Below are 24266 nucleotides of genomic sequence, written 5' to 3' on the forward strand. Positions count from 1 at the left end.
ACGCCGGCAATCCTTTCGTAGCAAGTCCTGCTACGGCTAAGTGATCGCCGGCTGGTCCTGTGCAATCGCGGCCGATCGCGTCACAGCGGCTGCCTGCCTGGCTGCTTGAGCTGCGCGGCCAGATCGCTAGGCTCGGCTGAGACGCGAACTCTCTCGCAGGGGTTCCTTGGAAGGTCTGCGCGGCCTTGAAGACCGCTTCGATTTCGCAGGCGAAGTCCAGATAAAATTGCCGGGGAGGGCTTTCAAGACGAAGCCGAGGCGGTATTGCGGCAGCGGCTCCGGTCCTCGCCGCCATCGACGTCGTAACCGAGTGTACAGATAACTCCGCAGCCCCAGGCGGCAGACTTAGAGTTCGACGCGGCTGATGAATAGACACCCGCGCCCGCCGTGATTAGGAGCGCCGGTCGCCGCACAAACTCCCGACTTTTCCGCTGTCGATTTTGTCGGATTGGCGACAACTGTGGCTCGACCGAGACAGGCTCTTCGAGCGTAACCGCTGCAAGTTTGAGAAAAATCTCGGTTGGCCTGAAATGGCATGATCCTTGTTGTTTTCCATTCGATGTGATCGCCGCGGGCAAGAAACGCGACGGGTCCGCTCGCAAAACCCAAATGGAGAAAAAGGATGATACGACCGGAAGAGACTCAATCTTTGGTCAGCCTCAGATTCGCCTTAAGGGGCGCGAGGGCTTCGCCCGGAGAGTCCCCGTCTTGGGCATTCATGCAATTCAGGAATGACTTCCAACTCTAGTTGCGAAGACGCGGTCCGGGCGCTGCGGTAGTTCGCTTGAATCCCTAGAAAGCTTCATCAAAGCAATAGTGGGTACTTACGTCGATGGGCTTCGTGAAGACATTTATTGTCTCCTTCTTCCGCTTGGCGGCGGGATTGGCGTTTCTATGTGCTGCACTCACAGGCTGCCTGCTTGCCTCCACAGCCATGGGGCAGGACAACCTGCTGGATGTTGCGAGATCGCTGTTTCGCCCCATTCCCGAGCGTGCTGCAGACCTGGACGGCAATCCGGCGACCTTAGAGAAGCTCGAGTTGGGCAAGATGCTCTATTTCGAACCGCGGCTCTCGCAAGCTCACAACATCAGCTGCAACACCTGCCATCAAATCGGCCGTGCTGGCGGCGATGGCCGTTCCACCTCTATTGGCCATAACTGGCAGCGCGGCGGCCGGAATGCGCCAACTGTATTCAACGCTGTGTTCAACATCGCTCAGTTTTGGGACGGACGGGCAGCGGATCTGACGGAGCAGGCCGGCGGCCCGATCTCCAATCCGACGGAGATGGGGACCACTCCCGGGCACGCCGTCGAAGAGCTCAAGGGCATTCCTGGGTACGTTGAGGCGTTCGGCAAAGCCTTCCCTGATGAAGTCGATCCCCTCAGATATGACAACATCGCGAGAGCCATCGCCGTGTTCGAGGCGACGCTGATCACGCCTAACGCACCCTTCGACAGGTATCTCGAAGGTAACGAAAACGCACTCACCACTGAACAGAAGGAGGGGCTCAGGCTTTTCACCGACAAAGGATGCTCGTCTTGCCACAACGGCATCAACCTCGGTGGGAGCATGTACGCTCCTTTTGGGGTGGTCGAAAAGCCCGGCTGGGACTTCCTGCCGCCTGACGACAAGGGACGCGTCGAGGTGACACGGAAGGTGGATGACGACTATGTCTTCAAGATCCCTACCTTGAGGAACGTCGCACTCACCGCCCCCTATTTTCACAGCGGCCATGCATGGGATCTAGAGCAAGCCGTGGCGGTGATGGGCACGACCCAGCTTGGTACGCAGCTGAGCCCTGAGGAAGTCGACAAGATCACCGCTTTCCTACAGGCGCTCACCGGGGACCAGCCGAAGGTAACCTATCCAACCTTGCCGCCGAGCGTCGCGACGACACCTCGGCCGGCGCCGTGACCGCATAATCCTGCGAGGGCGGCTAATAGACGCCGAGAAGGGGCCAGACGCCTGCTTCAACTTTGATCGCCAATGAGCCATAGCCGCTTTTCCCGGCGCCGTCCCACGGAGGAGGGGATGTTCATCGCCTCGCGATATTTTGTGACGGTGCGGCGCGCAACATTGATACCGGTTTCCTTCAGCCGGACGGCGATCTCGTCGTCGGAAAGCACGTCACCGGGCGATTCTTGAGCAATTATCGCTTTTATCCGATGGCGGACAGCTTCGGCGGAGTGCGCGTCGCCGCCTTGGCAGGAGGCAATCGCGACGGTGAAAAAATACTTCAGTTCGAACACCCCGCGCGGGGTAAGCATATACTTGTTCGAGGTCACCCGGCTCACCGTCGATTCATGCACGTTGATCGCCTCAGCGACAGTCCTGAGATTGAGAGGCCGCAGATGGGCCACGCCATGTTGGAAAAAGGCATCCTGTTGGCGCACGATTTCAGTCGCAACCTTAAGAATCGTCTTGGCACGCTGATCCAGGCTGCGGATTAACCAATTCGCGTTCTGCAGGCATTCGTTCAGAAACGCTTGATCTTTCGGATTCTGGACGGCGTGTCGCGAGATTTCGGCGAAATAGGTTTGGTTGATCAAAACCTTGGGCAATGCGTCCGGATCAAGCTCGATCTGCCATCCACCTCCGGGCGAGGGCGTGACCCAGACGTCGGGTATGATGGATTCGGGCGCTCCGGATTGGAATCGGTTGCCAGGCTTGGGATCGAGCGCACGGATTTCATGCAACATCTCGAGAAGGTCTTCTTCATCGACGCAGCAGTGCTGCTTCAACGCCTGAAAATCGCGTCTGGCAACCATCTCAAGGTTCGAAACCAACGCGGCCATCGCCGGGTCGAACCGGTCTCGCTGACGCAACTGGATCTCGAGACATTCGCTGAGAGTACGAGCAAAAATTCCAGGTGGATCAAACTGCTGCAAGGTTGCGAGAACCCGTTCCACATCCGCCTCGCGGGCGTTCAGTTTGCCGGCCAGTTCCACAAGGTCCACCCGAAGATAGCCCGTATCTTCCAGATGGGCTGCGAGCTCGCCGGCAATCAGCCGCTCCTGTGGTGTGAATGCAGTGAGCGCGATCTGACCAGCGACGCGGTCGTGCAAGGTTTCGGTGCAGGCGGCAAACTCGTCCAGGGCAGGGCGACTATCCGCAGGGGTATTCGTCGTATTGCGCAGCGATTTCCATTCCCCCGGTCGCTCGGCCGCCGCCGCGTTCGTCGGCCTATCCGTGTCTTTTTCGCGTGCGCCGGTGGACTGGTCTGCCGAAATCGGCACGTCGCCAAGAGCCTCACCGTCGTTTGAAGCTGGCTCCAAAAGCGGATTTTTCTCGAGTTCCTGCTCCACGAATTGATGCAGTTCGGCGCGAGCCAGTTGCAACAGGCGAATCGACTCAATGAGCTGAGGCGATGCCACCATAGATTGCTTCTGGCGTTGAAGCAGCCTTGCCGAGGACAGCATGTTGAACGCGAAACTCCGATCGAGGAGGCTCTTGGCCGTGCGTTAATGGGATTGCCAGACGCTCACTTAATCATGCGGCGGCCTGCAGTGTTTCAAGAACGTTCTGCGGGGACGAGACGGCATAGGGATCGGTCTCGCAGTTGTCGGAGAAACCTTCTTCCTCGAACCATTGCTCCACCGCACCGTCGTTGATCAGGGCGGCGTAGCGCCAGGAGCGCATTCCGAAGCCGAGATTGTCCTTCGCAACCAGCATACCCATTTTGCGCGTGAACTCGCCTGAGCCGTCCGGGATAAGCTCGACCTTCTGCAGCCCCAAGGACTTGCCCCACGCATTCATGACGAAGGCATCGTTGACGGAGATGCAGTAGATTGCGTCAATTCCTTCCTTCCTGAACTCGTCATAGAGCTTTTCGAAATTGGGCAGTTGGTAGGTCGAGCAGGTCGGGGTGAAGGCGCCAGGCAGCGAGAACAGGATGACGCGCTTGCCATCGAAATAGTCGTCGGATGTCTTGTCTTGCCACCGGTATGGATTTGGCCCCTCGACGGACTCATCGCGAACACGCGTGCGAAAAGTAACGAAGGGGACCTTCTTCGTGATGGTCATCAAGTTGCTCCTTTTAGAAGAAACCTGGCATGGCTTCTCGGTTTGGGCCGACGCAACGTCGACTCGGCAGGCATGCCGGACATGAGATGAAGGCCTTCGCGGCTTCCAAATCGCTCTTCCATCCGGTGGTACGGGAAGGCCTTGGGCCCACCCTCTTCGTCATCCGAATGGCCTGGCCAATATGAGTGATTTGGGCGGGATAGAGCAACCCTTTTGCGGCAAGTGGCGCCGGAAGGGATGTGGATGACTGGCTGCTTGCCGTCGAGGAGAAAGTGGTGGTGATCGACAGTGTCAATCTCGAAATAGCCGTGTGGCGCCGCAACGTTGAGGTCGCGCAAGAGTCTCGCTTCACGAAAGTGGTTCTGCGTATTGTAGATGGTTGCCAGTAGCGCGCCGACGTCGGTTGGAGTGACCCCTCGATGCAGTGCTTCGACATTCACATGCTGATGAGGACCGGCAAGCGGCAATTGGGCGCATGCCGCGCTGTTGGATGTCGGCCTCCGACCACACCTGCGCAGAAAAGCTAGCGAGCACTGACGCCTGGAGGGGACGACCTCCCGATGTTTGTCCGCGATAGTCACCGTCGCCTCAAGCGCTTGTACGGAGTCACCAATGATTCACTCGTCGCTTTGTTTGTGGTTCGATGGTTCTAATGAGCTGTCGCAAATGCCGTGCCATCTGACTTGCAGCAGGGATGGAAGCGACTTTTACCTTGAGTAGAGGGACCTGCTTTCGGGGTCGCCATGGAGGAAAGGCTTCCGTCTAAGACGGCGATCTCATCGGGCTAAACTTGTAACATCTCAGGCAGCTAATGCTCGGGAAACATACAAGGCGTTTCCACGTGACGACTCGACTGACCTTCTTGTGTCGGAAGGTGGACGAAAATGTCGGAAGCTCTACCAAGGGCAGGGCTGGGCCGCGAGAAGGGAGAAGTAGTGGAACGGAGACGATACTTATGCTGAACCCGAAGCGCAGCTTCGTCCGCGCGTAGCCGAATGGGAAAGGGCCGAAATAAGTTCGTTCATGTCAATGAACTCTGCGCTCTTTTCGGCACGTCGGTAAGAACTCGCGGCGGCAGCCAGAGCACTTGAAAGCGCGCCTGCGGAGCGCGTAGCAGCCGAGAAGGCCGCAATGCGGGCAGACGGGCTCGCCATTCGTCTTTGGCCAGCGGAACTGGCAGAAGGTCGTGTAGGCTTCCTCCTGCTCGGGGGCGGTACCGCTCTGATGGTCCACACTGGTCATCGCCTGAGCAAGGACATCGACGCTTTCATCGATGACCCCCAGTATTTGTCGATCCTTTCGCCCCGATTGGGTGGCGAAGGCATCTGGGATCATCAGGCATATGATGAGGCGGCAAACTACCTCAAACTCATCTACCCAGAAGGCGAGATCGATTTCATCGTCGCGTCTTACATTACTAATGTGCCAACGGCGCAAAATCGTTGACTTGAGTGAGTTTAGTAAGGCAGCCTTGGAGAGAAAAGGCCCGCTGCCGGGAGGAGGTGGCAACGGGCCCGATTCGAAAACGGCACTAGAGGGGGTGTGCCGCATTCAGGTCGGCATCGCATCGAGAGAGTTGATGGCCGACACCCTCATAGTAGCTTCCGCGTCAGATATTGCAACGCACAAATGTCATCCCGCAATGCAAATAAAAGCATCGGCCTAGCGAAAAAAGCACTTCGAAGTGCTATGTCGACAGGTCGACACCTCCGCGCCCCAAGCTGATCCGCTGCCGTGGCAGCCGATCGATCCGTAACGATTTCGAGAGCCGTGATCCGCCCGTGGAGCAAAGCAAGTCCGAGCTTTATGTCCAAGGGCCGCCGGCCGGCCAATGACGCTCGAAACCGTCGCCTAAGGCTGCAGCCTGGAGCGGCGGAAAAACGAACTCGCCAATCGCGGCCGGGAGATTCGGTGGCTGCAAGAGAAGCGGTTCCCTTCCGACGAACGCCGTCCATTGCCTTGCCTTCTCGCTGTCCTCGGCAAAAGCGGTACTGAGTCCAAGCGGAGTCTCCGTTGGCAGTAGCGTGTCACGGCGTTCAAATGTCGCTCGGATTGCCTGGACCAGCGATCCCACCTTCGAACGCGAACCGCCGCGACAGCGCCAGCAGGTCGTAAAAATCCTTCGTGCGACTGTTCGCCTGGCCAAGCACGACGATTGCCTGGAGTTTTTCGGCAACCACAGGTTTCCCTGGGATAGGCTCTCAGTCGAGGACCCTCGGCCGACAGAAGCGAAGGAAACTCCAGTTCCTGCGCCGTCGGCGTAACAGTGTCACCAAAGCCGATGTCGACTTGTACCGGGATCCGGGTCCTCCCGAGAAACGCTGTCGTCTGCACCCTGACGCCGCCATATTGCTGGCCTTCACGGATCGCATCGTACACCAGTCCGTCTCTTTCGGCCTCGATCCGGCAAATTGTTTCGAAAACGGATCGGATCGCCGTTACGGCTGGATTGCCGAATCCAAGAAGATCGAGGTCCTGCGTAGGGCGAAACGGATCGTTGAGCCACGCTGTGAAGAGCATCGCGCCCTTCAGGATGAACTGATCTCGATGCGGGGAGATGCTCAGCCGATAAAGCAGCCTCTCGATGGCGTATCTTCTCAGGATGAGCTGATTGTCCGTCTGCTTGTCCCGCGCGATGTTGCGGAGCCGAGCAAGAATCGATGCTGGAAGATTCGCCGGCTTATCCTTCATCAGCAACTGTGCTTTCAAGATAAGCACGAACGACACTCCAGATGCGCAGCGCCTGCGCATATCGGGCAATGTCGTCGGGCCTGGCCTTTCTGGACCGCCAGCCCATGCGGAGCGCTTCCATTGCAACGTCGAGGCCGACGGCATTGCGGAAGCGGAAGCAGTCCACGATCGACTTGGCCGGATCAAAGATCCGGACAGGCACCGAATCGATGGTGTAGGTCTTGACGCCAATGGTGAGCGCCTTTTCGCCGAAGCGAGCAACCCGGATCGGCGGATAGTCGATCGTCGGCTTGCGGTCCTTGGAGCCGATTGCGATCCAGACGCTGCGCGGAAGCTGCAGCGTGATCTCATGAAACTGGAGCGCCGATACGAGGCAGATCACGCCTTTCGGAACTCGGGTTGCGATCTCGGCCAGGGAATGAGAAATGTCGACGTCGGCATCCGCGCGTTCGTAGAGCCCACGTGAGGGGCGATGGAGGATGCCCTCGTCTACCCGGCGCATGTCCTGAGTGCGATCTGATATCGACGGATTGGCGCGACAGATAAACACTATGAGGCTTGGAGCGCTTCATGCGCTCTTTGGGAATGCTCCACACGGCAAATCGACTTCATCCCAGACCGCATCCTGCAATTCGCTTTTTCGAACCATGGTCAGCAGTATGAGTCGCAGGCCCAAGCGGATCGTCGCGCCATGCAGGATCACGAACGCGAAGATCTGCTTGACGATGTCGCGGACGTGGATAGCCGTTGCCGGTGCTCCTCGATCCTTCACTTTCTTGCAGAGCTCCCGGAGATCGTCCGGCGAGATCTCCTTGAGGAGCCGGTTTCTCCAGGTCGGCACAATGTCGCGGTCGAAGATCGCCCGGCGCATGGCGCGTGTACTGTCAGCCATACGCGCTTCCTGAACCAACGCTCCCCGAACTCACCGAAACTCTTGGCTTCCTTCAAGCGGCGCTTCTGTCGCTGCTTCTCCTGCGCAGGCGAGATTCCCTCCCCGACCATGCGACGCGCATCGAGACACCACTCTCTCGCGCGGGCGAGGGTTACACATATCTTCTCTTGAAATCAGTGACGTGGAGCGGGTTAGCGATAGTTAGCGATAATCCGCGAATGACCCAAAATCACTCGACTTGCGCCATCAGGGTGCGTTCAACGGAGATATCTGGGCGCACCTTGACTAAAGGTTCACTTCCGCCAGATCGACGACAGCAACCGTGGCGTTCTCGACTATTGCCAGAAGACAGGTGCGTCATCCAGGATTGAAGTTGTGGCGGCGCAAATTGGCCGGGGAGGCGTGCCACTCACGAGGAGTGGACGACAGCGTTTCTGCCTTTCGGTCCCGGCGTGAGGTATGGCTGTCATATTTACGCTCTCCGACAGGTTTCGTTGGTCTTGTCAGGTTCGCGACACGGGCTCGGTTAGCCATTCCCTTATTTTGCTCAGGTCAAATAACTGAAAAGGAAGAACAAAAAACTTTCTTCGATCGGTCAATAAAATTGGCACGAGTTTTGAACCTTGCATTACGAGGCGGCGAAAAAGCTGCCGACCGGCATTCATGTCGCGGGCAGCCGCGATGAATGGAACGAAGGAAGGAAAGCTACATGTCAGGTCTGCGTCAGATCGCCTTTTACGGCAAGGGCGGCATCGGCAAGTCCACCACCTCCCAAAATACGCTCGCCGCCCTTGTCGATCTCGGGCAGAGGATACTCATCGTCGGCTGCGATCCCAAGGCCGACTCCACCCGCCTGATCCTGAACTCGAAGGCGCAGGATACCGTGCTGCACCTTGCTGCAAAGGAAGGTTCGGTGGAAGACCTCGAACTCGAAGACGTGCTCAAGATCGGCTACAGAGGCATCAAGTGCGTGGAGTCGGGCGGCCCCGAGCCGGGTGTAGGCTGCGCCGGCCGCGGCGTCATCACCTCGATCAACTTCCTCGAGGAGAACGGCGCCTACGATGATGTCGACTATGTTTCCTACGACGTGCTCGGGGACGTGGTGTGCGGCGGTTTTGCAATGCCGATCCGCGAGAACAAGGCCCAGGAAATCTACATCGTCATGTCCGGCGAGATGATGGCGCTCTATGCCGCCAACAACATCGCCAAGGGCATTTTGAAATACGCCCATTCGGGCGGCGTGCGGCTCGGCGGCCTGATCTGCAACGAGCGCCAAACCGACCGCGAGCTCGACCTCGCCGAAGCACTGGCTTCCAAGCTCAATTCCAAGCTCATCCATTTCGTGCCACGCGACAATATCGTCCAGCACGCCGAGCTCAGGAAGATGTCGGTGATCCAGTATGCGCCGGACTCAAAGCAGGCCGGGGAATACCGTGCGCTGGCCGAGAAGATCCATGCCAATTCGCGCCAGGGCACCATCCCGACCCCAATCACCATGGAGGAGCTCGAGGACATGTTGCTCGACTTCGGCATCATGAAGACAGACGAGCAGATGCTTGCCGAACTCCAAGCCAAGGAAACGGCGAAGGCGGCCGCACTGTAACGAGCGTTGTCGACTTGAGGTGCGGCCTTGACCAAGCGCGCCTTTGTAACGGCGCCTCGCCGGTGAGGCGTCACACGAACCTTGAAAGGGGTCCCATGAGCCTGGAATACGAAAATGACGGTGCTCTCCATGCGAAGCTTATCGAGGAGGTGTTGTCGCAATATCCCGACAAGACGGCGAAGCGCCGCAAAAAGCACCTCAACGTCGCAAAGAGCGGGGACGAGGCCGGCGAGGAAGGGGAGGTCCTTTCCGAATGTGACGTCAAATCGAATATCAAGTCCATTCCCGGCGTGATGACCATTCGCGGCTGCGCCTATGCCGGCTCAAAAGGCGTGGTGTGGGGTCCGGTCAAGGACATGGTCCATATCTCGCACGGCCCCGTCGGCTGCGGGCAATACTCCTGGTCGCAGCGCCGCAACTACTATGTCGGCACCACCGGCATCGACACGTTCGGGACAATGCAGTTCACCTCCGATTTCCAGGAGAAAGACATTGTTTTCGGCGGCGACAAAAAGCTGGAACAGATCATCGACGAGATTGAAGAACTTTTTCCGTTGAACAAGGGCATCACCGTGCAGTCCGAGTGCCCGATCGGCCTCATAGGCGACGACACCGAAGCGGTTTCGCGCAAGAAGGCCAAGGAGATCGAAAAGACGATCGTGCCGGTGCGCTGCGAGGGCTTCCGCGGCGTCTCGCAATCGCTCGGCCACCACATCGCCAATGATGCGATCCGCGACTGGGTGTTCGAGAAGAGGGACGTCGAGTTCGAGGGTGGCCCGTACGACGTCAACGTGGTCGGCGACTACAATATCGGCGGCGACGCCTGGGCTTCGCGAATCCTGCTCGAGGAGATCGGCCTGCGCGTGATCGGCAACTGGTCGGGCGACGCCACGCTCGCCGAGATAGAGCGCGCGCCGAAGGCCAAGCTCAATCTCATCCATTGCTACAGGTCTATGAACTACATCTGTCGACACATGGAGGAAAAGTACGGCATCGCTTGGATGGAGTACAATTTCTTCGGTCCCTCCCAGATCGAAGCCTCCCTGCGCAAGATTGCCAAGCATTTTGGGCCGAAAATCGAGGAGAAGACCGAAAAGGTGATCGCCAAGTACCGCCCCTTGGTCGAAGAGGTAATCGCCAAATACCGACCGCGCCTCGAAGGCAATACGGTGATGCTCTATGTCGGCGGCCTGCGCCCCCGCCACGTCATCACAGCCTACGAGGACCTCGGCATGGTGATCGTCGGCACAGGTTACGAGTTCGGCCACAACGACGATTATCAACGCACTGCTCACTACGTGAAGAACGGCACGCTGATCTATGACGACGTGACCGGTTATGAGTTGGAGAAGTTCATCGAGGGGGTTCGCCCTAATCTCGTAGGCTCGGGGATCAAGGAAAAATACCCCGTGCAAAAGATGGGCATACCGTTCCGTCAGATGCACTCCTGGGATTATTCGGGGCCCTATCATGGCTATGACGGCTTTGCCGTTTTCGCCCGTGATGTGGATCTTGCCATCAACAACCCGGTCTGGGGCCTATTCGAGGCGCCTTGGAAAAGACGTCCGAGCCGCGGGCGGGCGATGGCTGCCGAATAAATGCCGGACCCCTAGCTTGTCTCCCCAAGGAGACGATAAACCCCGCGACCCCGTGATCGCGGACCAGAAACGTTTGATGTTGCTGTCGCGCCGTATGGCGCGGTCAGATACAAAAAGAGGTGACCACCATGCCGCAGTCGGCCGAAAAAATTCTCGACCATGCGCCCCTCTTCCGCGAGCCGGAATACAGGCAAATGCTGGCCGAGAAGAAGCTGAATTTCGAATGTCCGCACCAGGATCAGGTCGTTACCGATCAACGCGAGTTCACCGAGACCTGGGAATACCGGGAAAGAAACTTCGCTCGCGAAGCGCTTGTCATCAACCCCGCCAAGGCCTGCCAGCCGCTCGGCGCGGTGTTCGCGGCCACGGGCTTCGAGCGAACCATGCCCTTCGTGCACGGTAGTCAGGGTTGCGTGGCCTATTACCGCTCGCACCTGTCGCGCCACTTCAAGGAGCCTGCGTCGGCGGTTTCTTCCTCGATGACCGAGGACGCGGCAGTGTTCGGCGGCCTGAAGAACATGGTCGACGGGCTCGCCAACACGTATCAACTTTATGACCCGAAGATGATCGCCGTATCGACGACTTGTATGGCCGAGGTCATTGGCGACGACCTGCACAGCTTCATCGAGAACGCCAAGGAAGAAGGCTCGGTCCCGCGCGACTTCGACGTGCCCTTCGCGCACACGCCGGCCTTCGTCGGCAGCCACATCGACGGCTATGATGGTACGGTCAAGGGCATTTTGGAGCACTTCTGGAAAGGCCAGGAGCGAACGGAAGCCCCAGGAACGATCAACATCATTCCGGGCTTCGACGGCTTTTGCGTTGGCAACAACCGGGAACTCAAACGCCTGCTCGATCTGATGGGCGTGTCCTACACGTTCATCCAAGATGCCTCTGACCAGTTCGACACACCATCGGACGGCGAATACCGCATGTATGACGGCGGCACGAAAATCCAAGACGTGAGGAACGCACTCAACGCCGAGGCGACACTCTCGCTACAGCATTACAACACCCGAAAGACGCTGGAATATTGCGAGGAGGTCGGCCAGGCCACAGCCTCGTTCCATTACCCGCTTGGCGTGCAGGCGACCGACGAATTCCTGGTGGAGGTCTCTGCGATCTCCGGCAAGGAAATCCCCGAGGCAATCCGACTGGAGCGTGGCCGACTTGTTGACGCCATGGCGGACAGCCAATCCTGGTTGCACGGCAAGAAATACGCACTCTACGGCGACCCGGACTTTGTCCACGCCATGGCCCGCTTCATCATGGAGACAGGCGGCGAGCCGACTCACTGCCTCGCCACCAACGGCACGAAGGCGTGGGAAGACCAGATGAAGGAGCTGCTTGCATCCTCGCCCTTCGGCAAGGAGGCTCAAGTCTGGGCGGGCAAGGACCTGTGGGCGATGCGATCGCTGCTCTTCACCGAGCCCGTGGACCTGTTGATCGGCAATTCCTATGGCAAGTATCTGGAGCGCGACACCGGCACGCCGCTGATCCGGCTGATGTTTCCGATCTTCGACCGGCACCACCACCATCGCTTTGCGCTCATGGGCTACCAAGGTGGGTTGCGCGTACTGACGACAATCCTCGACAAGATCTTCGACAAACTCGATCGCGAGACAAGCGAGACGGGGGTGACGGACTATTCTTATGACCTCACCCGCTAAGAGCGGTGGCCGGCTTTTAGGGCCGGTCCGTCTTCTCGATTGACTTTGGAGACCGGCGCAATGTCCTCGCTCAATGCCAAAATCCAAGATGTCTTCAACGAGCCTGCCTGCGAAAACAACCGCGGCAAGGACGCCAAGGCGCGCAAAAAGGGCTGCTCCAAGCCGCTCACCCCCGGGGCGGCAGCCGGCGGCTGTGCCTTCGACGGCGCAAAAATCGTGCTGCAGCCGATCACCGATGTCGCGCATCTGGTCCATGCACCGCTCGCCTGCGAGGGCAATTCCTGGGACAACCGGGGCGCGGCTTCGTCCGGGCCAACGCTGTGGCGCACAAGCTTCACGACCGATCTCACCGAACTCGACGTCATGATGGGGCAGGGCGAGCGGAAGCTTTTCAAAGCGATCCGCGAGATCAAGGAAGCTTACGCGCCGCCCGCGATCTTCGTGTATTCGACCTGTGTGACGGCGCTGATCGGCGACGACATCGAGGCCGTGTGCAAACGCGCGGCCGAAAAGTTCGACCTGCCGGTGGTGCCGGTCAATGCGCCGGGCTTCGTCGGGTCCAAGAATCTCGGCAACAAGCTTGCCGGCGAGGCGTTGCTCGACCATGTCATCGGCACGGCGGAGCCCGACGATGCCGGCCCTTACGACATCAATATCCTTGGCGAATTCAACCTCTCGGGCGAATTTTGGCTAGTGAAGCCGCTTTTTGATCGGCTCGGCATCCGGGTGCGCGCCTCAATTCCGGGCGACGCGCGCTACCTCGACGTTGCATCATCGCACCGCGCCCGGGCAACCATGATCGTGTGCTCGACCGCACTCATCAATCTCGCCCGCAAGATGGAGCAGCGCTGGGACATCCCGTTTTTCGAAGGCTCCTTCTACGGCATCACCGACACCTCTGAAGCGCTCCGGCAGATCTCCAGACTGCTCGTGAAGAAGGGTGCGGATCCGGAGATCCTCGGCCGCACCGAGGCATTGATTGCTGAAGAGGAGGCGATTGCCTGGAAGAAGCTCGCGGCCTACCGGCCGAGGCTCGAAGGCAAGCGCGTGCTTCTCAACACTGGCGGTGTGAAGTCCTGGTCGGTCGTCCACGCACTCATGGAGATCGGCATCGAGATCGTCGGCACCTCGGTCAAGAAATCAACGGTCGAAGACAAGGAGCGCATCAAGAAGATACTCAAGGACGAGAACCACATGTTTGAGACCATGGCACCGCGCGAGCTTTACGCAATGCTCTCAAAACACGAGGCCGACATCATGCTGTCGGGGGGGCGCACGCAGTTTATCGCACTGAAGGCCAAGGTACCCTGGCTCGATATCAACCAGGAGCGTCACCAGCCCTATGCCGGTTATGACGGCATGGTGGAACTCGTGCGCCAAATCGACCTCGCCATCCACAACCCGATCTGGCGCCAGGTGCGGGAGCCACCACCGTGGGAGTGCCAGCTCCCCGCAGGGGACGAACCGCCGAGCACGAAGGGTGAGACCGCGACCGTCCAGGGTTTCAAGAAATTCGCCGGCACGACGGCCGACGATTTCGGCGAGTGTTGAGGAAAGCCGATGGTCCGCATCCTTCCCCAGACAAAAGCCACGGCCGTCAATCCACTGAAGTCGTCGCAGCCGCTGGGTGCAGCCTTGGCCTTTCTTGGGATCGGTGGTGCGATGCCGTTGTTCCACGGTAGCCAGGGGTGCACCAGCTTCGCGCTCGTGCTTTTCGTGCGGCATTTCAAGGAAGCCATCCCCCTGCAGACTACCGCGATGGACGAAGTGGCGACGATCCTTGGCGGGGCGGATCATCTGGAAGAGGCGATCCTCAATCTCAAGACTCGCACAAAGCCAAAGTTGATCGGGGTCTGCACGACCGCGCTAACGGAAACCCGAGGCGAGGATTTTTTAGGGGATCTCGCCAATATCAGGCAGAAGCGCGCGGACGAACTCGCAGGTACGGAGGTCGTGCTGGCCAACACGCCGGATTTCGAGGGGGCGATCGAAGAGGGTTGGGCCAAGGCGGTCACGGCGATGATCGGAAGGATCACGCGGCCCGGCGAGCAGGCGCGGCAATCGAAGAAGATCGCGATCCTGCCCGGCTGGAACCTCACTGTGGCCGATATCGAGCATTTGCGTGACATGGTCGAAAGCTTTGGGCTCGAGCCGGTGATTGTGCCGGACGTCTCCGGCTCGCTCGACGGTACAGTGCCAGACCGCTGGGTCACGACCACCTATGGCGGTACCAGCGTCGAGGACATCAGCGAGCTTGGCACGGCCGTGCAATGCATTGTCATCGGTGAGCATATGCGCCGCCCGGCCGAGCTGCTGCACAGGTTGACCGGCGTGCCATACACGATGTTCCAGTCACTGGCTGGATTGAAGGCCGCAGACCGGTTCGTCTCGCTGCTGTCAGCGATTTCGGGCGCGCCAGTGCCGGCCGGGGTGCGCCGGCGTCGGGCGCAGTTGCAGGACGCGTTGCTCGACGGACATTTCCATTTCGGAGGCAAGAAAATTGCGATCGCTGCCGAACCAGACCAACTCTACCAACTCGCGACTTTCTTCGTCGGCATGGGCTCCGAAATCGCGGCGGCGGTCACCACGACCAATATGTCGAAAATTCTGGAGAAAGTACCGGCGGACTCGGTTCAGATCGGCGATCTTGGCGATTTGGAGGCTCTTGGCGCTGGCGCTGATCTCCTCGTCACCCATTCCCACGGCCGCCAGGCGGCGCAGCTTGGCATCCCGCTCATGCGCGTCGGCTTCCCAATCTTTGACCGGCTCGGCAGCCAACACAAGCTCACAGTCCTCTATCAGGGGACCCGCGACCTGATCTTCGAGGTTGCCAACATCTTCCAGGCCAATCGACATACGCCGACGCCTGAGGCGCTTGATCCATTCCGCCACCGAGAAATGCCAGATGAGCTCAGTTCGTCGCCTCTCGCTCGTCTCTGACGAGGTTCACGCATCGATGCCGCTACGGCAAGCCGGCGCTTTGCGCGTGGCGATCGCTACGCAAGACATGAAGAACCTCAATGCCCATTTCGGATCGGCCAAGCGCTTTGCTGTCTACGACGTGACGCGCGAGGAGTGGCAGCTTGTGGAAGCCGTGGCCTTCGACGACGTTTCCGACGAGAGCGGGAAGCATCGCAGCGAGGGCGATGATCGCATCACTCCGAAGGTGGAGGCGCTGAAGGGCTGTCATCTCCTGTTTTGTCTGGCTATCGGCGGACCTTCGGCAGCCAAGGTTATTTCGGCGAAAATCCATCCGATCAAAGTGCCGCAGCCCCAAACCCTCCAAGAGGTGCTGTTGCGCACGCAAACGATGCTCAGGAAGGCTCCTCCGCCCTGGCTGCGCAAGGTGCTGGCGGAGGCAGGCGTTGCCGAAAAGAAGCCGTGCTTCGAAGACGAGGACTTCAAATGAGGAATAGGCGAAATGTTTGACGCCGTGGTCAGCCCTGATGTCGCCGAGGACGAGGCGGCCCTTGCCACCCCGTTCGTCAAATGCCTCGTGCGGCTGATCCGTGCTCAAGATTCCTACGGAACATGGGAAGGCAAATCGGACGTCGAGCTCCTGGGCGACTTCATCATCACAAAGGAACAGCGCCGTGCGATCCCGATTATCGGCGATCCCGATCCTGACGTCCTGTGGAGGCTCGACATGTTTTACACCGCCGTCGGGCTCGCGATCGAAGAGCGTTCCGGCCTGATGGCATCGCCGATGATGGAGATGAGCCATGAGGGCTTCGGGCGCGTGCTCTTCACGGCCGGGCGGCTGGTCGTTCTGTCGAAGACCCTGCGCGACGTCCACCGGTTCGGCTTCGAGACGTTCTGGAAACTTGCGGCGGCGGGTACGAAACTGGCCGGTGACGCGATCGCGGCCATTGAAGCCTATCCCGATGTGGCGCGGGCGTGATGAACGCGATTTTCGAGCAAGGGGATCATGCCAGGCGTTGAAGACATGCCATGGCCCGCCCACCCAACCGGGGCGGTCGAGGCCGATTTGCTTCTTGGGGTAGCGCCGATGAAGCCATTGGTCCTGATCTGTTCGCAAGATGCGGAGTTCTATCTGTTCCTCAGTCACATTCTCGGGGTGGACGGCTTCACGAGTGAGCCGGCCGGCGGCGTGAAGGAAGCAATTGCAGCGGCCGATGAACGAGAGCTCCAGGCGGTGGTACTGGATTGTGGGCCAGCAAGCGCAACGGGCTCCACAATCTGCGCAACATTCAAGAGCGAGCCCCGGACGGGTGGCCTTCCCGTTATTGCCCTGATTGCCCCCGGCGCCGAGAACCAGCACCTCGATCTCTTGAAGGCAGGCATCGACGAGAGTTTTGTGCGGCCGATTGCGCCGGCCACGCTGCTTGACTGTCTGCGCACGAAGCTGGCGCTGCCGAAGCCGGGTTCAAACGGGGCCGAAAACGGCAGCTGGCTCTGCTGCGGCGGCCTCGAGATGAAGCTCGATGCCTACCGAGTTCGCGGTAATGGCCATGACATCCATCTCGGACCGCTCGAGTTCAACCTGCTGCGCCATTTGCTTGAAGCTCCCGGCAAGGTCTTTAGCCGAGACGAGCTGATCGACGCGGCCTGGCCCGACAATATCCATATCGGTGCACGCACCGTCGACGTCCATATCAGTCGGATCAGAAAGGCGCTGAAGGCGGCCTCGCCCGACAGCGTCATTCGTACCGTCAGATCGGCCGGTTACTCGCTGGAGAAGCCGGATGGCTGAATGGCAAGCCGGTTTGCCATTTCCCATCTCCCTCGCGAGGGCAAGTCTAGCGGCTTCGAAACGCCTGCAGGTACAACATACTCGAAAAGAAGCAGTCCATGGCCTTCAAAAGCGTACTCAGTGTGACGGGAGCTCATCACTCCGATAAGGACGTCACAATAGCTGCCGGCTTGTGTGCTGAGGGCGGTGCGAACCTTTCGGTACTTATTATGGCGTCTCCGCCGCTATGCGGTTCCATCCCCGAGTGGCCAAAACGACGTGCAGCGGCCATTGCCAGACTGGAAAAGCGGTATAGGCAAATCGAGAAATTTTCACACGACATGGCCATTCTGGAAAAGACGTCCAGGGATATTCAAAAACTGCTGGGAGCCCTGTGGATTTGCTATGACGTCGATACCGAATACTGCGACCAGGCCAGCGTCGGCGACGCGGTGCGACAGCGGGCGCTCTGCAGTGACCTGACCATCGTCGGCCCCGCACTTCTCAACGACATCGATCTCGGACCTCTTGTTATCAACGGCAGCTTGTTCGATACCGGAAAGCCGGTGCTCGTCGTACCGAAGGGTGCCGAGGCGACTCTGTCGCCACGGCGCGTGCTGGTCGGCTGGGATTCGCGCGTCGAGGCGTCCCGTGCGGTTCGGGAAGCGCTGGATTTGCTGTCCGGAGCCGAGGAAGTTCGGCTCACCTTGGTCGATCCGGAGGTGACCTGCACCGGAAACGGCACCGAGCCGGGAGCCGACGTCGCTGCCTATCTCACCCGGCATGGTGCTCGGGTATCGGTCGACCGTCTGCCGAGCGCCGGCAAGCCGGCGGCAACGGTGCTCGCGCAGCACGCAATCGACACGTCTGCCAACATGATTGTCATGGGCGCTTATGGAAGCCGGCGGCTGCGCGAGCGGCTCTTCGGTGGCGTGAGGAGATGGATAGAAGCAAAGCCGCCATTGCCGCTGTTTTTGGCGCGGTGACGGTTCCGAAGACGCCCATATGCTGTTCGAAGCTCTGCTTCCCTGGTCGCCTATCCTCATGCCAAGTCGGCCAAGGTCGCGGCAAACGCGCAGGTTTTCGCGGAGCGCCTCGAGACAATTTACAAGCGCCTCGGCCCGAGGCATCCCGCACGTCTCCAGTGTGCCCTTAGGATGGCTTCTGCTCGCCCGAGAAGATCCGTGAGCGTAACTTACGCCGACGTACTGGGCTTCTCAATGCAGTCAACTCAAGGGTTCGCAGGTCGGCGTCAGGTGGAAAAAGAGAATCCTTTCGATGCGGCACGCCGTTCGGACCCGTATCGGCATCCGTATGGGCGAAATCACGGATCGCCCTCACTACTGGCTTGGGGCTGAACAACGCAATCATAGTGCCGCGGCCAAGACCCTCGACTTCGAGTCTGGACAGTCGGGCCCTTGCCTGATTGGGCGGCAAGCGATGGCATCAATCATAATGTCATTGGCTGAGATGGTAGAGCGGCGAGGACCGCCGCATCTTCAGTGTATTCAGTCGGTCCGGCCGGATCCGCGTGGGCGGCCGAATGGTCCTGGGCTGATCAAATCCGACAATGCTCGCATTCGCACCCGCGCGGGCGCTGTAGCGCCCGGGCGCCGGAAACACACAAGGTGACACAAAGCAGGAATCCCGCAGAGTTCACCGGCCGGCACCAGCACTCCTGGCCAGTCCGCCACGATCGTCATAGTAATGACAATGGCGGCATTGGCGATGGGGGTAGTGGCGGGCCGCAGCTGGACCGGCGTCGACGTGGAGGACGCCATTTCCCCAGCCGGGAAATTCAATCGCAAGGCGGGCGGGGGGCACAGCGACACGCGCATGGAGCGGCCCCTCGCAATCGCAAATGCCGAGTTCCGCTACCGCCTGAGGGACCGCAACGGCACACAGCTCAACCCGATGGGCGCAAAGCGGACGATGATGACGAGCCTGGCGATAGCTGACGCAGTCACGATGTCCGTCTGCTCATCCCATGGTCGGCATACATGTTGAGTGGTCCGTGCCAGGATTTGGGGCGCAGCGCGTGATGCATGTCCGAAACCTGCCAACGGCGGCAAACATGTCGGGTTCAATACAACCGGCCATCTTCGTCGCATGGTGGGTTTTCAAGCGGAACCACCCCTTACTGCACGCCGAGCGCACTGGCACAGCCTTTGCAAGTGGAGATTCGGCAACACTGGATGCCGGCAAGACTGAGTAAACGCTCACTGCGCGCAGACGCGCGAGACGGGTGATGCTCGCTTTCCTTGAACCCGTGTGCCCCTCCCTTAGTGGGAAACAAGCTCGCGCGTAAACTCGCGCAACCTTTGGCAATAGCCTTGGAGAGCAACATGGCATTGCAGATGGAGTCACAGGCTCCTCCGATCAAGGTCGAGACCTGGCTGCGTGGCGAGCCGTTTGCGAGTTTCCAGCCCGGCAAAGTGTACGTCGTCGAGTTTTGGGCGACTTGGTGCGGACCATGTGCGGCCGCGGCACTCCAACTGGTGCAACTGCAGGAGAAATACAAGGACGTCGGACTTGAGGTCGTCGGAGTCGCGGCCGATGAAGACGCTTCCTCGCCCGTTGAGGTCCGAGCCAAGTTGGGCGCGTGGTTGGCCGAAAAGTGCCCGGATCTGAACTATCGGATCGCGTTCGACCCTACAGGCGAAATGAACAAGCTTTGGAGGGAGCCCAGCTTTTCGGTCGGAATTCCGACCTCGTTCGTGGTCGACCGGGACGGCCACATCGCCTTTATCGGTCATCCGAGGCAACTCGACGAGGTTTTGCCGAAGGTGCTGAACGGCAGCTGGCGCGCCAGCGATGAAGCGAAAACCGCCGATACGGCGCGGATCGCCAGAAGCGGCGCACTAGCGCGCGAACAGGGCTTGAAGAAGCCAATCAATGACAGATTCTGGGCGGCGATAAAAATAGAGGATTGGACGACGGCGCTCTCGGCGATCGAAGAGGGCATCGCCTTGATGCCGGACAATATCAGTTTTCGCCTGGCTCATGTGCATCTGTTACTTCACAGAATGCACGACATGCAAAAAGGCATGCCCGTCATGCGCCAATTGGTTCGCGACGCAATCGACAGAAACTCCGAGAACTGGATGCTTGCAGCGCTAGGCCAGCTCTTCAGTCCGGCGCACGATCATTCGCACTTTCCATCTGCTGAGCGTTTCGCGATGGGCAAAAAGCTGTCCGAACACATCTTGGCACTCAATCCCCCGCAAGCCGACGGCCCTAAGTTCCGGTCTTATCCGGCGGTCGCTAGATACTATTACGACAGCGGCAACAAGGATCGCGCGATCGAGTTGCTCAGGTTGGCACTGAAGTCGCTTGAAGGTCCGGAGCTTATTCCGGACGCACAGAAACAGCACCTTCTACCGGATTTGCTGCAGACCCTAGCCAGCTACAAGGCTGGCAGGGCCGTTGCAGCGCTCTCTTCGCGGGTTCGCAAAACATTTTCCCCCCGACACCAAAGCGCGAGCGGCCGAAAAAATACATAAAAAGAGGCGTCAATCTGAATGTTTACTGGCCAATTCGTCCATTTGCCTGGCGTGGCCGCAGCAAGTAGGCCCTATGCAGCACCGGGTGGATCGTTTGCGGCAGTTTCAAACCGCGAATTTTGCGATGACCCGCGGCCGCGCAGCGGCGCAAGTGATGTTGGACGCGAATTCTCGCCATGGTGGAAGGCCTCGCGGTCGAAGACGCGTCCAAGAACGCTCACCGGGACGTCAATTGCTTGGAATTGCCCGCTCCGAGCCGGGCATCGGCCGCGCACGTGTGCCCGAGCTAGGCGCTGCCGAAAAAGGAAATTCGACGAAGAGGCCTGAACTGGGGAGAATATGAAATTGGCCGAAGCCGCGATCTGCGCTGCTATTAACGAGGACGAGGCGGCCCTTGCCACCCCGTTCGTCAATTGCCTCGTGCGGCTGATCCGTGCTGAGGAGTCCTACTGCTTATGGGAAGGCAAATCGGACGCAGCGCTGCTCGCCGGCTTCATCGTCACCAGAAAGAAGGGCCGCACGATCCCTGGCATGGGCTATCCCGATCCCCACGCGCTGTGGAGGCTCGACATGTTCTACAGCGCCGTCGGGCTTGCGATCGCTGAGCGTTTCCACCCGGCGACATCGCCAATTGTGGAGGCCAAACCCGTGAGGCCTCTGGGCGCGGGCTTTTCGGTGCCAGGCGTTGGGTCGTTCTGTCCGGACATCCACTGGTTCGGCTTCGAGACGTTCCGACAACTGGCGGAGGCCGGTACGAAACTGGTGGACGATGCAACCGCAGACACCGAAGTCAGTCCCGACGTCGCGCTGGCGTGATGGAAGCCGTATTCGAGGAAGGATTAATGTCAAACCGTGAAGAGCTGCAGAAGAAGGTCCGCAAGCTGCAGTCGCGTGCTGGAACCGCGAAGATGGAATTGCACGACCTTGCCGAAGACCTCCCGGTCAACTGGACCGAGATCAAGGTGATTGCCGAGAGAACGTTCGCCGTTTTTGCCGAGTGGGACGCTGCCAAGAGAGATCTCGCTGCATCGGAGAATGCGCGATGACGAGCGCGTTCGTCACCCGCGACGGCTCCAAATGGATGCCGCAATATCTCACCGCTATCGACGGCACGACCTGCATAGGCTGCGGACGCTGCTTTAAGGTTTGCTCGCGCGAGGTCATGCACCTTTACGGCGTCGATGACGCAGGCGAAATCCTCGGCCCCTGCAACGACGAAGACGACGACTTCGATGGCGAGCTCAATCGTATGATCATGGTCGTCGACCATGCAGGCCGCTGCGTCGGCTGCGGAGCCTGCGCCCGCGTCTGCCCGAAGAACTGCCAGACCCATGTTGCGGCCGACAAGGTCGCTGCATGATGTGGCGAGAAAACCAGGAGAACGGCGTTGCCCTTCAGAATCTTTTATCGAATTTTTTGGGTGGTCCTGTGCAGCAACGCTTTGGCTGTCTACTTTGCTTCTCATTCCATCCGCACAGTAGTCCTCACAACGCTGGCTTGTTCGCTGCTCCTCCAAATAGCCTATTTCGCAAGCGTGCTCTTTCAGATCTGGCGGGCTGGCTGCGCTAGCAGATCTGGCCAAAGGGCCGAACATTTCGGAGTTGCGACGCAGTTGGAATATCAGCTGCCAGACCATGACGAGGTGGTGAGGAATAAATCTGCCGATGCGGCTCCGGTCTTTCCGATGGGCGGCATATCGCTGCGCCACTGAGGCGCGATGACGAGATCAAAGTCAGATTCACGCCACTTCGGATCAACCGTGAACATCGGTGGATCTTTCAAGGAATGCTATGCCTGGTGCGGTCGACGGCGACCGCATTCCGTCGTTCCATCCCGGCGACGCAGTTTTCGGTGCTACAGGCAGGGTAGGGAGGCCGGCGTGGCCGTTGCGTGTCGGGACGGCGAATGAGGCGCTGGAATAGTGACGAAGCTCTTTTAAGACGTCGGACAATGCAGCTGACCTCAGACCAAACACGCCCCTTGAGCTGATGTGCATGGCAAGTCTCGGTTCATTCACGCATCGCCGGAGAGAACATGCTGGAAAAGTTCGAACGCTATCCGCTTACCTTTGGACCGACGCACATCGAGAAGCTCGACCGGCTCAGCAAGCATCTAGGTGGAAAGGTGGAAATCTACGCCAAACGCGAGGACTGCAACTCCGGACTCGCGTTTGGCGGAAACAAGCTGCGCAAGCTCGAATATATCATCCCCGACGTCATCGCCTCAGACGCCGATACGCTTGTCTCCATCGGCGGCGTGCAGTCCAACCACACGCGAATGGTCGCCGCGGTCGCCGCCAGGATCGGCATGAAATGCCTCCTAGTTCAGGAGAGCTGGGTTCCACATGAGGATGCCGTCTACGATCGGGTCGGCAACATTCTCTTAAGCCGCATCATGGGCGCAGAAGTGCATCTGGTTGACGAGGGCTTTGACATAGGCATCCGCCACAGTTGGGAAAAGGCGCTTTACGAGGTCAAGGCAAGGGGCGGCAGACCCTATGCGATACCAGCTGGCGCGTCCGTTCACCCGTATGGTGGTCTCGGCTACGTGGGGTTCGCAGAGGAGTTGCGCGCTCAGGAGAAACAGCTTGGGTTTGCATTTGACTTCATCGTCGTTTGCACGGTCACGGGCTCGACGCATGCCGGCATGATCGTCGGATTTGCCAATGACGGTCGACATCGCAACGTCATCGGTATCGATGCCTCTGCCACTCCCTCGCAAACCAAGGCGCAAGTGCTGGATATTGCCCAACATACAGCGGAGCTCGTCGATCTCGGAATGGAACTGGTCGAGGATGATGTGGTGTTGTTCGAGGAGTACGCTTACCCACGTTATGGCATACCGTCCCCGGAAACTAAGGATGCCATCCGTCTGTGCGCGCGCCTCGAAGGTATGATCATCGATCCCGTTTACGAAGGCAAATCGATGCAAGGAATGATCGACCTGGTCCAGAAAGGTTTTTTTGCCAAGGGATCGAGGGTTCTTTTCACGCATCTCGGCGGTGCGCCGGCGATCAACGGCTACGGTTACACCTTTCGAAACGGCTGACCCGTAGGGGCCTCGTCAGCAGCGGCCCGGCTGGAGTCGCCGCGACGGCTGCCGAGTGCGGAGCTAGTGCATCTGGAGCGGCCGGCGCAGCCGCCTATTGAAATCGCCACGAACCGCAAACACTTGGCGACGCTGGCGGGCAGCGCCCAAAATTTCGGGACCGGTTGTCCCGCGATCTGGGCGGTTGCTGGGGGGAATGCCGGCGCATTCCCCCCGCCGGCCGAGAGCGGGTTTGCCGATGAGATCATGAAGGCAAGAAGAGCGCTGGCTAGGGCGTCGGTGAATGCGATGTGTTTTCCGAGTCTCCATCGCCCGGGTGCGAGGTGGATCATCGCGCGGCTCAATGCCATGTGGGAAATCCAGCGCCAGCCGCTGCTACCTAGAGAGTTCGCTGCGTGGCCCACATCGTCAACGCCTTCGCTGTTCCAGACGATCTCCTTTCTGCATTCGCGTGAAGGCAGCTCGACAAAGCTGCGACCGACTGTGTCGCGCCATTCGCGAGCACAAAATCGTTAGGTCGTGATGCTGTAGAATGCCCCACATG

At 59.3% G+C, this 24266-nt stretch carries 23 protein-coding genes and 1 pseudogene; 17 read left to right on the forward strand and 7 right to left on the reverse strand.

Features of this window, described 5'->3' with window-relative positions:
- Positions 1 to 832 precede the first annotated feature (832 nt).
- Positions 833 to 1915, forward strand: a complete 1083-nt coding sequence (locus RFN28_RS16470) for a cytochrome-c peroxidase (protein ID WP_320288367.1) — start codon at positions 833 to 835, stop codon at positions 1913 to 1915.
- Positions 1916 to 1971: 56 nt separating this feature from the next.
- Here RFN28_RS16470 and rpoN read toward each other — a convergent pair whose 3' ends face one another.
- The 4 genes from rpoN to RFN28_RS16490 form a co-directional block, all read right to left on the reverse strand.
- The gene (gene rpoN / locus RFN28_RS16475; RefSeq protein WP_320288368.1) at positions 1972 to 3420 is read right to left on the reverse strand and encodes an RNA polymerase factor sigma-54; all 1449 of its coding nucleotides are present in this window, start codon (positions 3418 to 3420) and stop codon (positions 1972 to 1974) included.
- Positions 3421 to 3490: 70 nt separating this feature from the next.
- Positions 3491 to 4024, reverse strand: a complete 534-nt coding sequence (locus tag RFN28_RS16480) for a peroxiredoxin (RefSeq protein ID WP_320215367.1) — start codon at positions 4022 to 4024, stop codon at positions 3491 to 3493.
- Positions 4024 to 4605: a transcriptional repressor gene (locus tag RFN28_RS34860; RefSeq protein ID WP_430678183.1), complete on the reverse strand. Its 582-nt coding sequence runs from the start codon at positions 4603 to 4605 to the stop codon at positions 4024 to 4026. Before RFN28_RS34860 ends, RFN28_RS16480 begins: the two co-directional genes overlap by 1 nt.
- A gap of 445 nt (positions 4606 to 5050) precedes the next feature.
- Positions 5051 to 5266 carry a transposase gene (locus RFN28_RS16490; protein WP_320223318.1) on the reverse strand — a complete coding sequence of 72 codons (216 nt, stop codon included), beginning with the start codon at positions 5264 to 5266 and terminating at the stop codon, positions 5051 to 5053.
- Between RFN28_RS16490 and RFN28_RS16495 the strand changes: the two genes are divergently transcribed.
- Positions 5225 to 5470 carry a nucleotidyl transferase AbiEii/AbiGii toxin family protein gene (locus tag RFN28_RS16495; protein ID WP_430678205.1) on the forward strand — a complete coding sequence of 82 codons (246 nt, stop codon included), beginning with the start codon at positions 5225 to 5227 and terminating at the stop codon, positions 5468 to 5470. The two genes, RFN28_RS16490 and RFN28_RS16495, sit on opposite strands and share 42 nt — an antisense overlap.
- 405 nt (positions 5471 to 5875) lie before the next feature.
- On the opposite strand, the gene RFN28_RS34865 is transcribed toward RFN28_RS16495, so the two are convergent.
- From RFN28_RS34865 to RFN28_RS16510, 3 genes and pseudogenes are all read right to left on the reverse strand, one after another.
- A complete protein-coding gene (locus RFN28_RS34865; RefSeq protein ID WP_320288370.1) occupies positions 5876 to 6742 on the reverse strand; it encodes a nucleotidyl transferase AbiEii/AbiGii toxin family protein in 867 nt (288 codons plus the stop codon).
- On the reverse strand, positions 6705 to 7217 hold the full coding sequence (locus RFN28_RS16505; RefSeq protein ID WP_320288371.1) for a type IV toxin-antitoxin system AbiEi family antitoxin domain-containing protein: 513 nt from the start codon (positions 7215 to 7217) through the stop codon (positions 6705 to 6707). Before RFN28_RS16505 ends, RFN28_RS34865 begins: the two co-directional genes overlap by 38 nt.
- Positions 7208 to 7762 (reverse strand): annotated as a pseudogene (locus RFN28_RS16510) (tyrosine-type recombinase/integrase); the annotation flags it as partial. The gene RFN28_RS16505 and the pseudogene RFN28_RS16510, both read right to left, overlap by 10 nt.
- Positions 7763 to 8316: 554 nt before the next feature.
- Between RFN28_RS16510 and nifH the strand changes: the two are divergent.
- The 15 genes from nifH (at position 8317) to RFN28_RS16585 (ending at position 23722) form a co-directional block, all read left to right on the forward strand.
- The gene (nifH, locus tag RFN28_RS16515; RefSeq protein WP_320215360.1) at positions 8317 to 9210 is read left to right on the forward strand and encodes a nitrogenase iron protein; all 894 of its coding nucleotides are present in this window, start codon (positions 8317 to 8319) and stop codon (positions 9208 to 9210) included.
- A 95-nt stretch (positions 9211 to 9305) separates the two neighbouring features.
- Entirely contained in the window at positions 9306 to 10808 is a 1503-nt protein-coding gene (gene nifD / locus RFN28_RS16520) for a nitrogenase molybdenum-iron protein alpha chain (RefSeq protein ID WP_320288372.1), read from the forward strand.
- Positions 10809 to 10936: 128 nt separating this feature from the next.
- Positions 10937 to 12478 (forward strand): nitrogenase molybdenum-iron protein subunit beta, encoded by a 1542-nt coding sequence (gene nifK / locus RFN28_RS16525; protein ID WP_320288373.1) that lies wholly within the window; start codon positions 10937 to 10939, stop codon positions 12476 to 12478.
- Positions 12479 to 12538: 60 nt separating this feature from the next.
- Positions 12539 to 14029 (forward strand): nitrogenase iron-molybdenum cofactor biosynthesis protein NifE, encoded by a 1491-nt coding sequence (gene nifE / locus RFN28_RS16530; protein WP_320288374.1) that lies wholly within the window; start codon positions 12539 to 12541, stop codon positions 14027 to 14029.
- Positions 14030 to 14038: 9 nt separating this feature from the next.
- A complete protein-coding gene (gene nifN / locus RFN28_RS16535; RefSeq protein WP_320288375.1) occupies positions 14039 to 15418 on the forward strand; it encodes a nitrogenase iron-molybdenum cofactor biosynthesis protein NifN in 1380 nt (459 codons plus the stop codon).
- Positions 15384 to 15887, forward strand: a complete 504-nt coding sequence (nifX, locus tag RFN28_RS16540) for a nitrogen fixation protein NifX (RefSeq protein WP_320288376.1) — start codon at positions 15384 to 15386, stop codon at positions 15885 to 15887. Before nifN ends, nifX begins: the two co-directional genes overlap by 35 nt.
- 12 nt (positions 15888 to 15899) lie before the next feature.
- Positions 15900 to 16379, forward strand: coding sequence for a NifX-associated nitrogen fixation protein (locus tag RFN28_RS16545; RefSeq protein WP_320229537.1), 480 nt, complete (start codon positions 15900 to 15902; stop codon positions 16377 to 16379).
- Positions 16380 to 16406: 27 nt separating this feature from the next.
- Complete coding sequence (locus RFN28_RS16550; protein ID WP_320229538.1) at positions 16407 to 17192, forward strand: winged helix-turn-helix transcriptional regulator; 786 nt, start codon at positions 16407 to 16409, stop codon at positions 17190 to 17192.
- A 320-nt stretch (positions 17193 to 17512) separates the two neighbouring features.
- The gene (locus RFN28_RS16555) at positions 17513 to 18157 is read left to right on the forward strand and encodes a universal stress protein (RefSeq protein WP_407046163.1); all 645 of its coding nucleotides are present in this window, start codon (positions 17513 to 17515) and stop codon (positions 18155 to 18157) included.
- Between the two features lie 1359 nt (positions 18158 to 19516).
- Positions 19517 to 20674 (forward strand): TlpA disulfide reductase family protein, encoded by a 1158-nt coding sequence (locus RFN28_RS16560; protein WP_320288378.1) that lies wholly within the window; start codon positions 19517 to 19519, stop codon positions 20672 to 20674.
- Positions 20675 to 21013: 339 nt separating this feature from the next.
- Complete coding sequence (locus RFN28_RS16565) at positions 21014 to 21490, forward strand: DUF269 domain-containing protein (RefSeq protein ID WP_320288379.1); 477 nt, start codon at positions 21014 to 21016, stop codon at positions 21488 to 21490.
- A 26-nt stretch (positions 21491 to 21516) separates the two neighbouring features.
- On the forward strand, positions 21517 to 21720 hold the full coding sequence (locus RFN28_RS16570) for a CCE_0567 family metalloprotein (RefSeq protein WP_320236493.1): 204 nt from the start codon (positions 21517 to 21519) through the stop codon (positions 21718 to 21720).
- Positions 21717 to 22034, forward strand: coding sequence for a ferredoxin III, nif-specific (fdxB, locus tag RFN28_RS16575; protein WP_320215349.1), 318 nt, complete (start codon positions 21717 to 21719; stop codon positions 22032 to 22034). The genes RFN28_RS16570 and fdxB overlap by 4 nt, the downstream gene beginning before the upstream one ends.
- 27 nt (positions 22035 to 22061) lie before the next feature.
- A complete protein-coding gene (locus tag RFN28_RS16580; RefSeq protein ID WP_320288380.1) occupies positions 22062 to 22385 on the forward strand; it encodes an exopolysaccharide production repressor protein in 324 nt (107 codons plus the stop codon).
- 323 nt (positions 22386 to 22708) lie between these two features.
- Complete coding sequence (locus tag RFN28_RS16585) at positions 22709 to 23722, forward strand: 1-aminocyclopropane-1-carboxylate deaminase (RefSeq protein ID WP_320288381.1); 1014 nt, start codon at positions 22709 to 22711, stop codon at positions 23720 to 23722.
- The last annotated feature ends 544 nt before the right edge of the window (positions 23723 to 24266 follow it).

The organism is Mesorhizobium album (assembly GCF_033977205.1).
Lineage (GTDB): Bacteria > Pseudomonadota > Alphaproteobacteria > Rhizobiales > Rhizobiaceae > Mesorhizobium > Mesorhizobium album.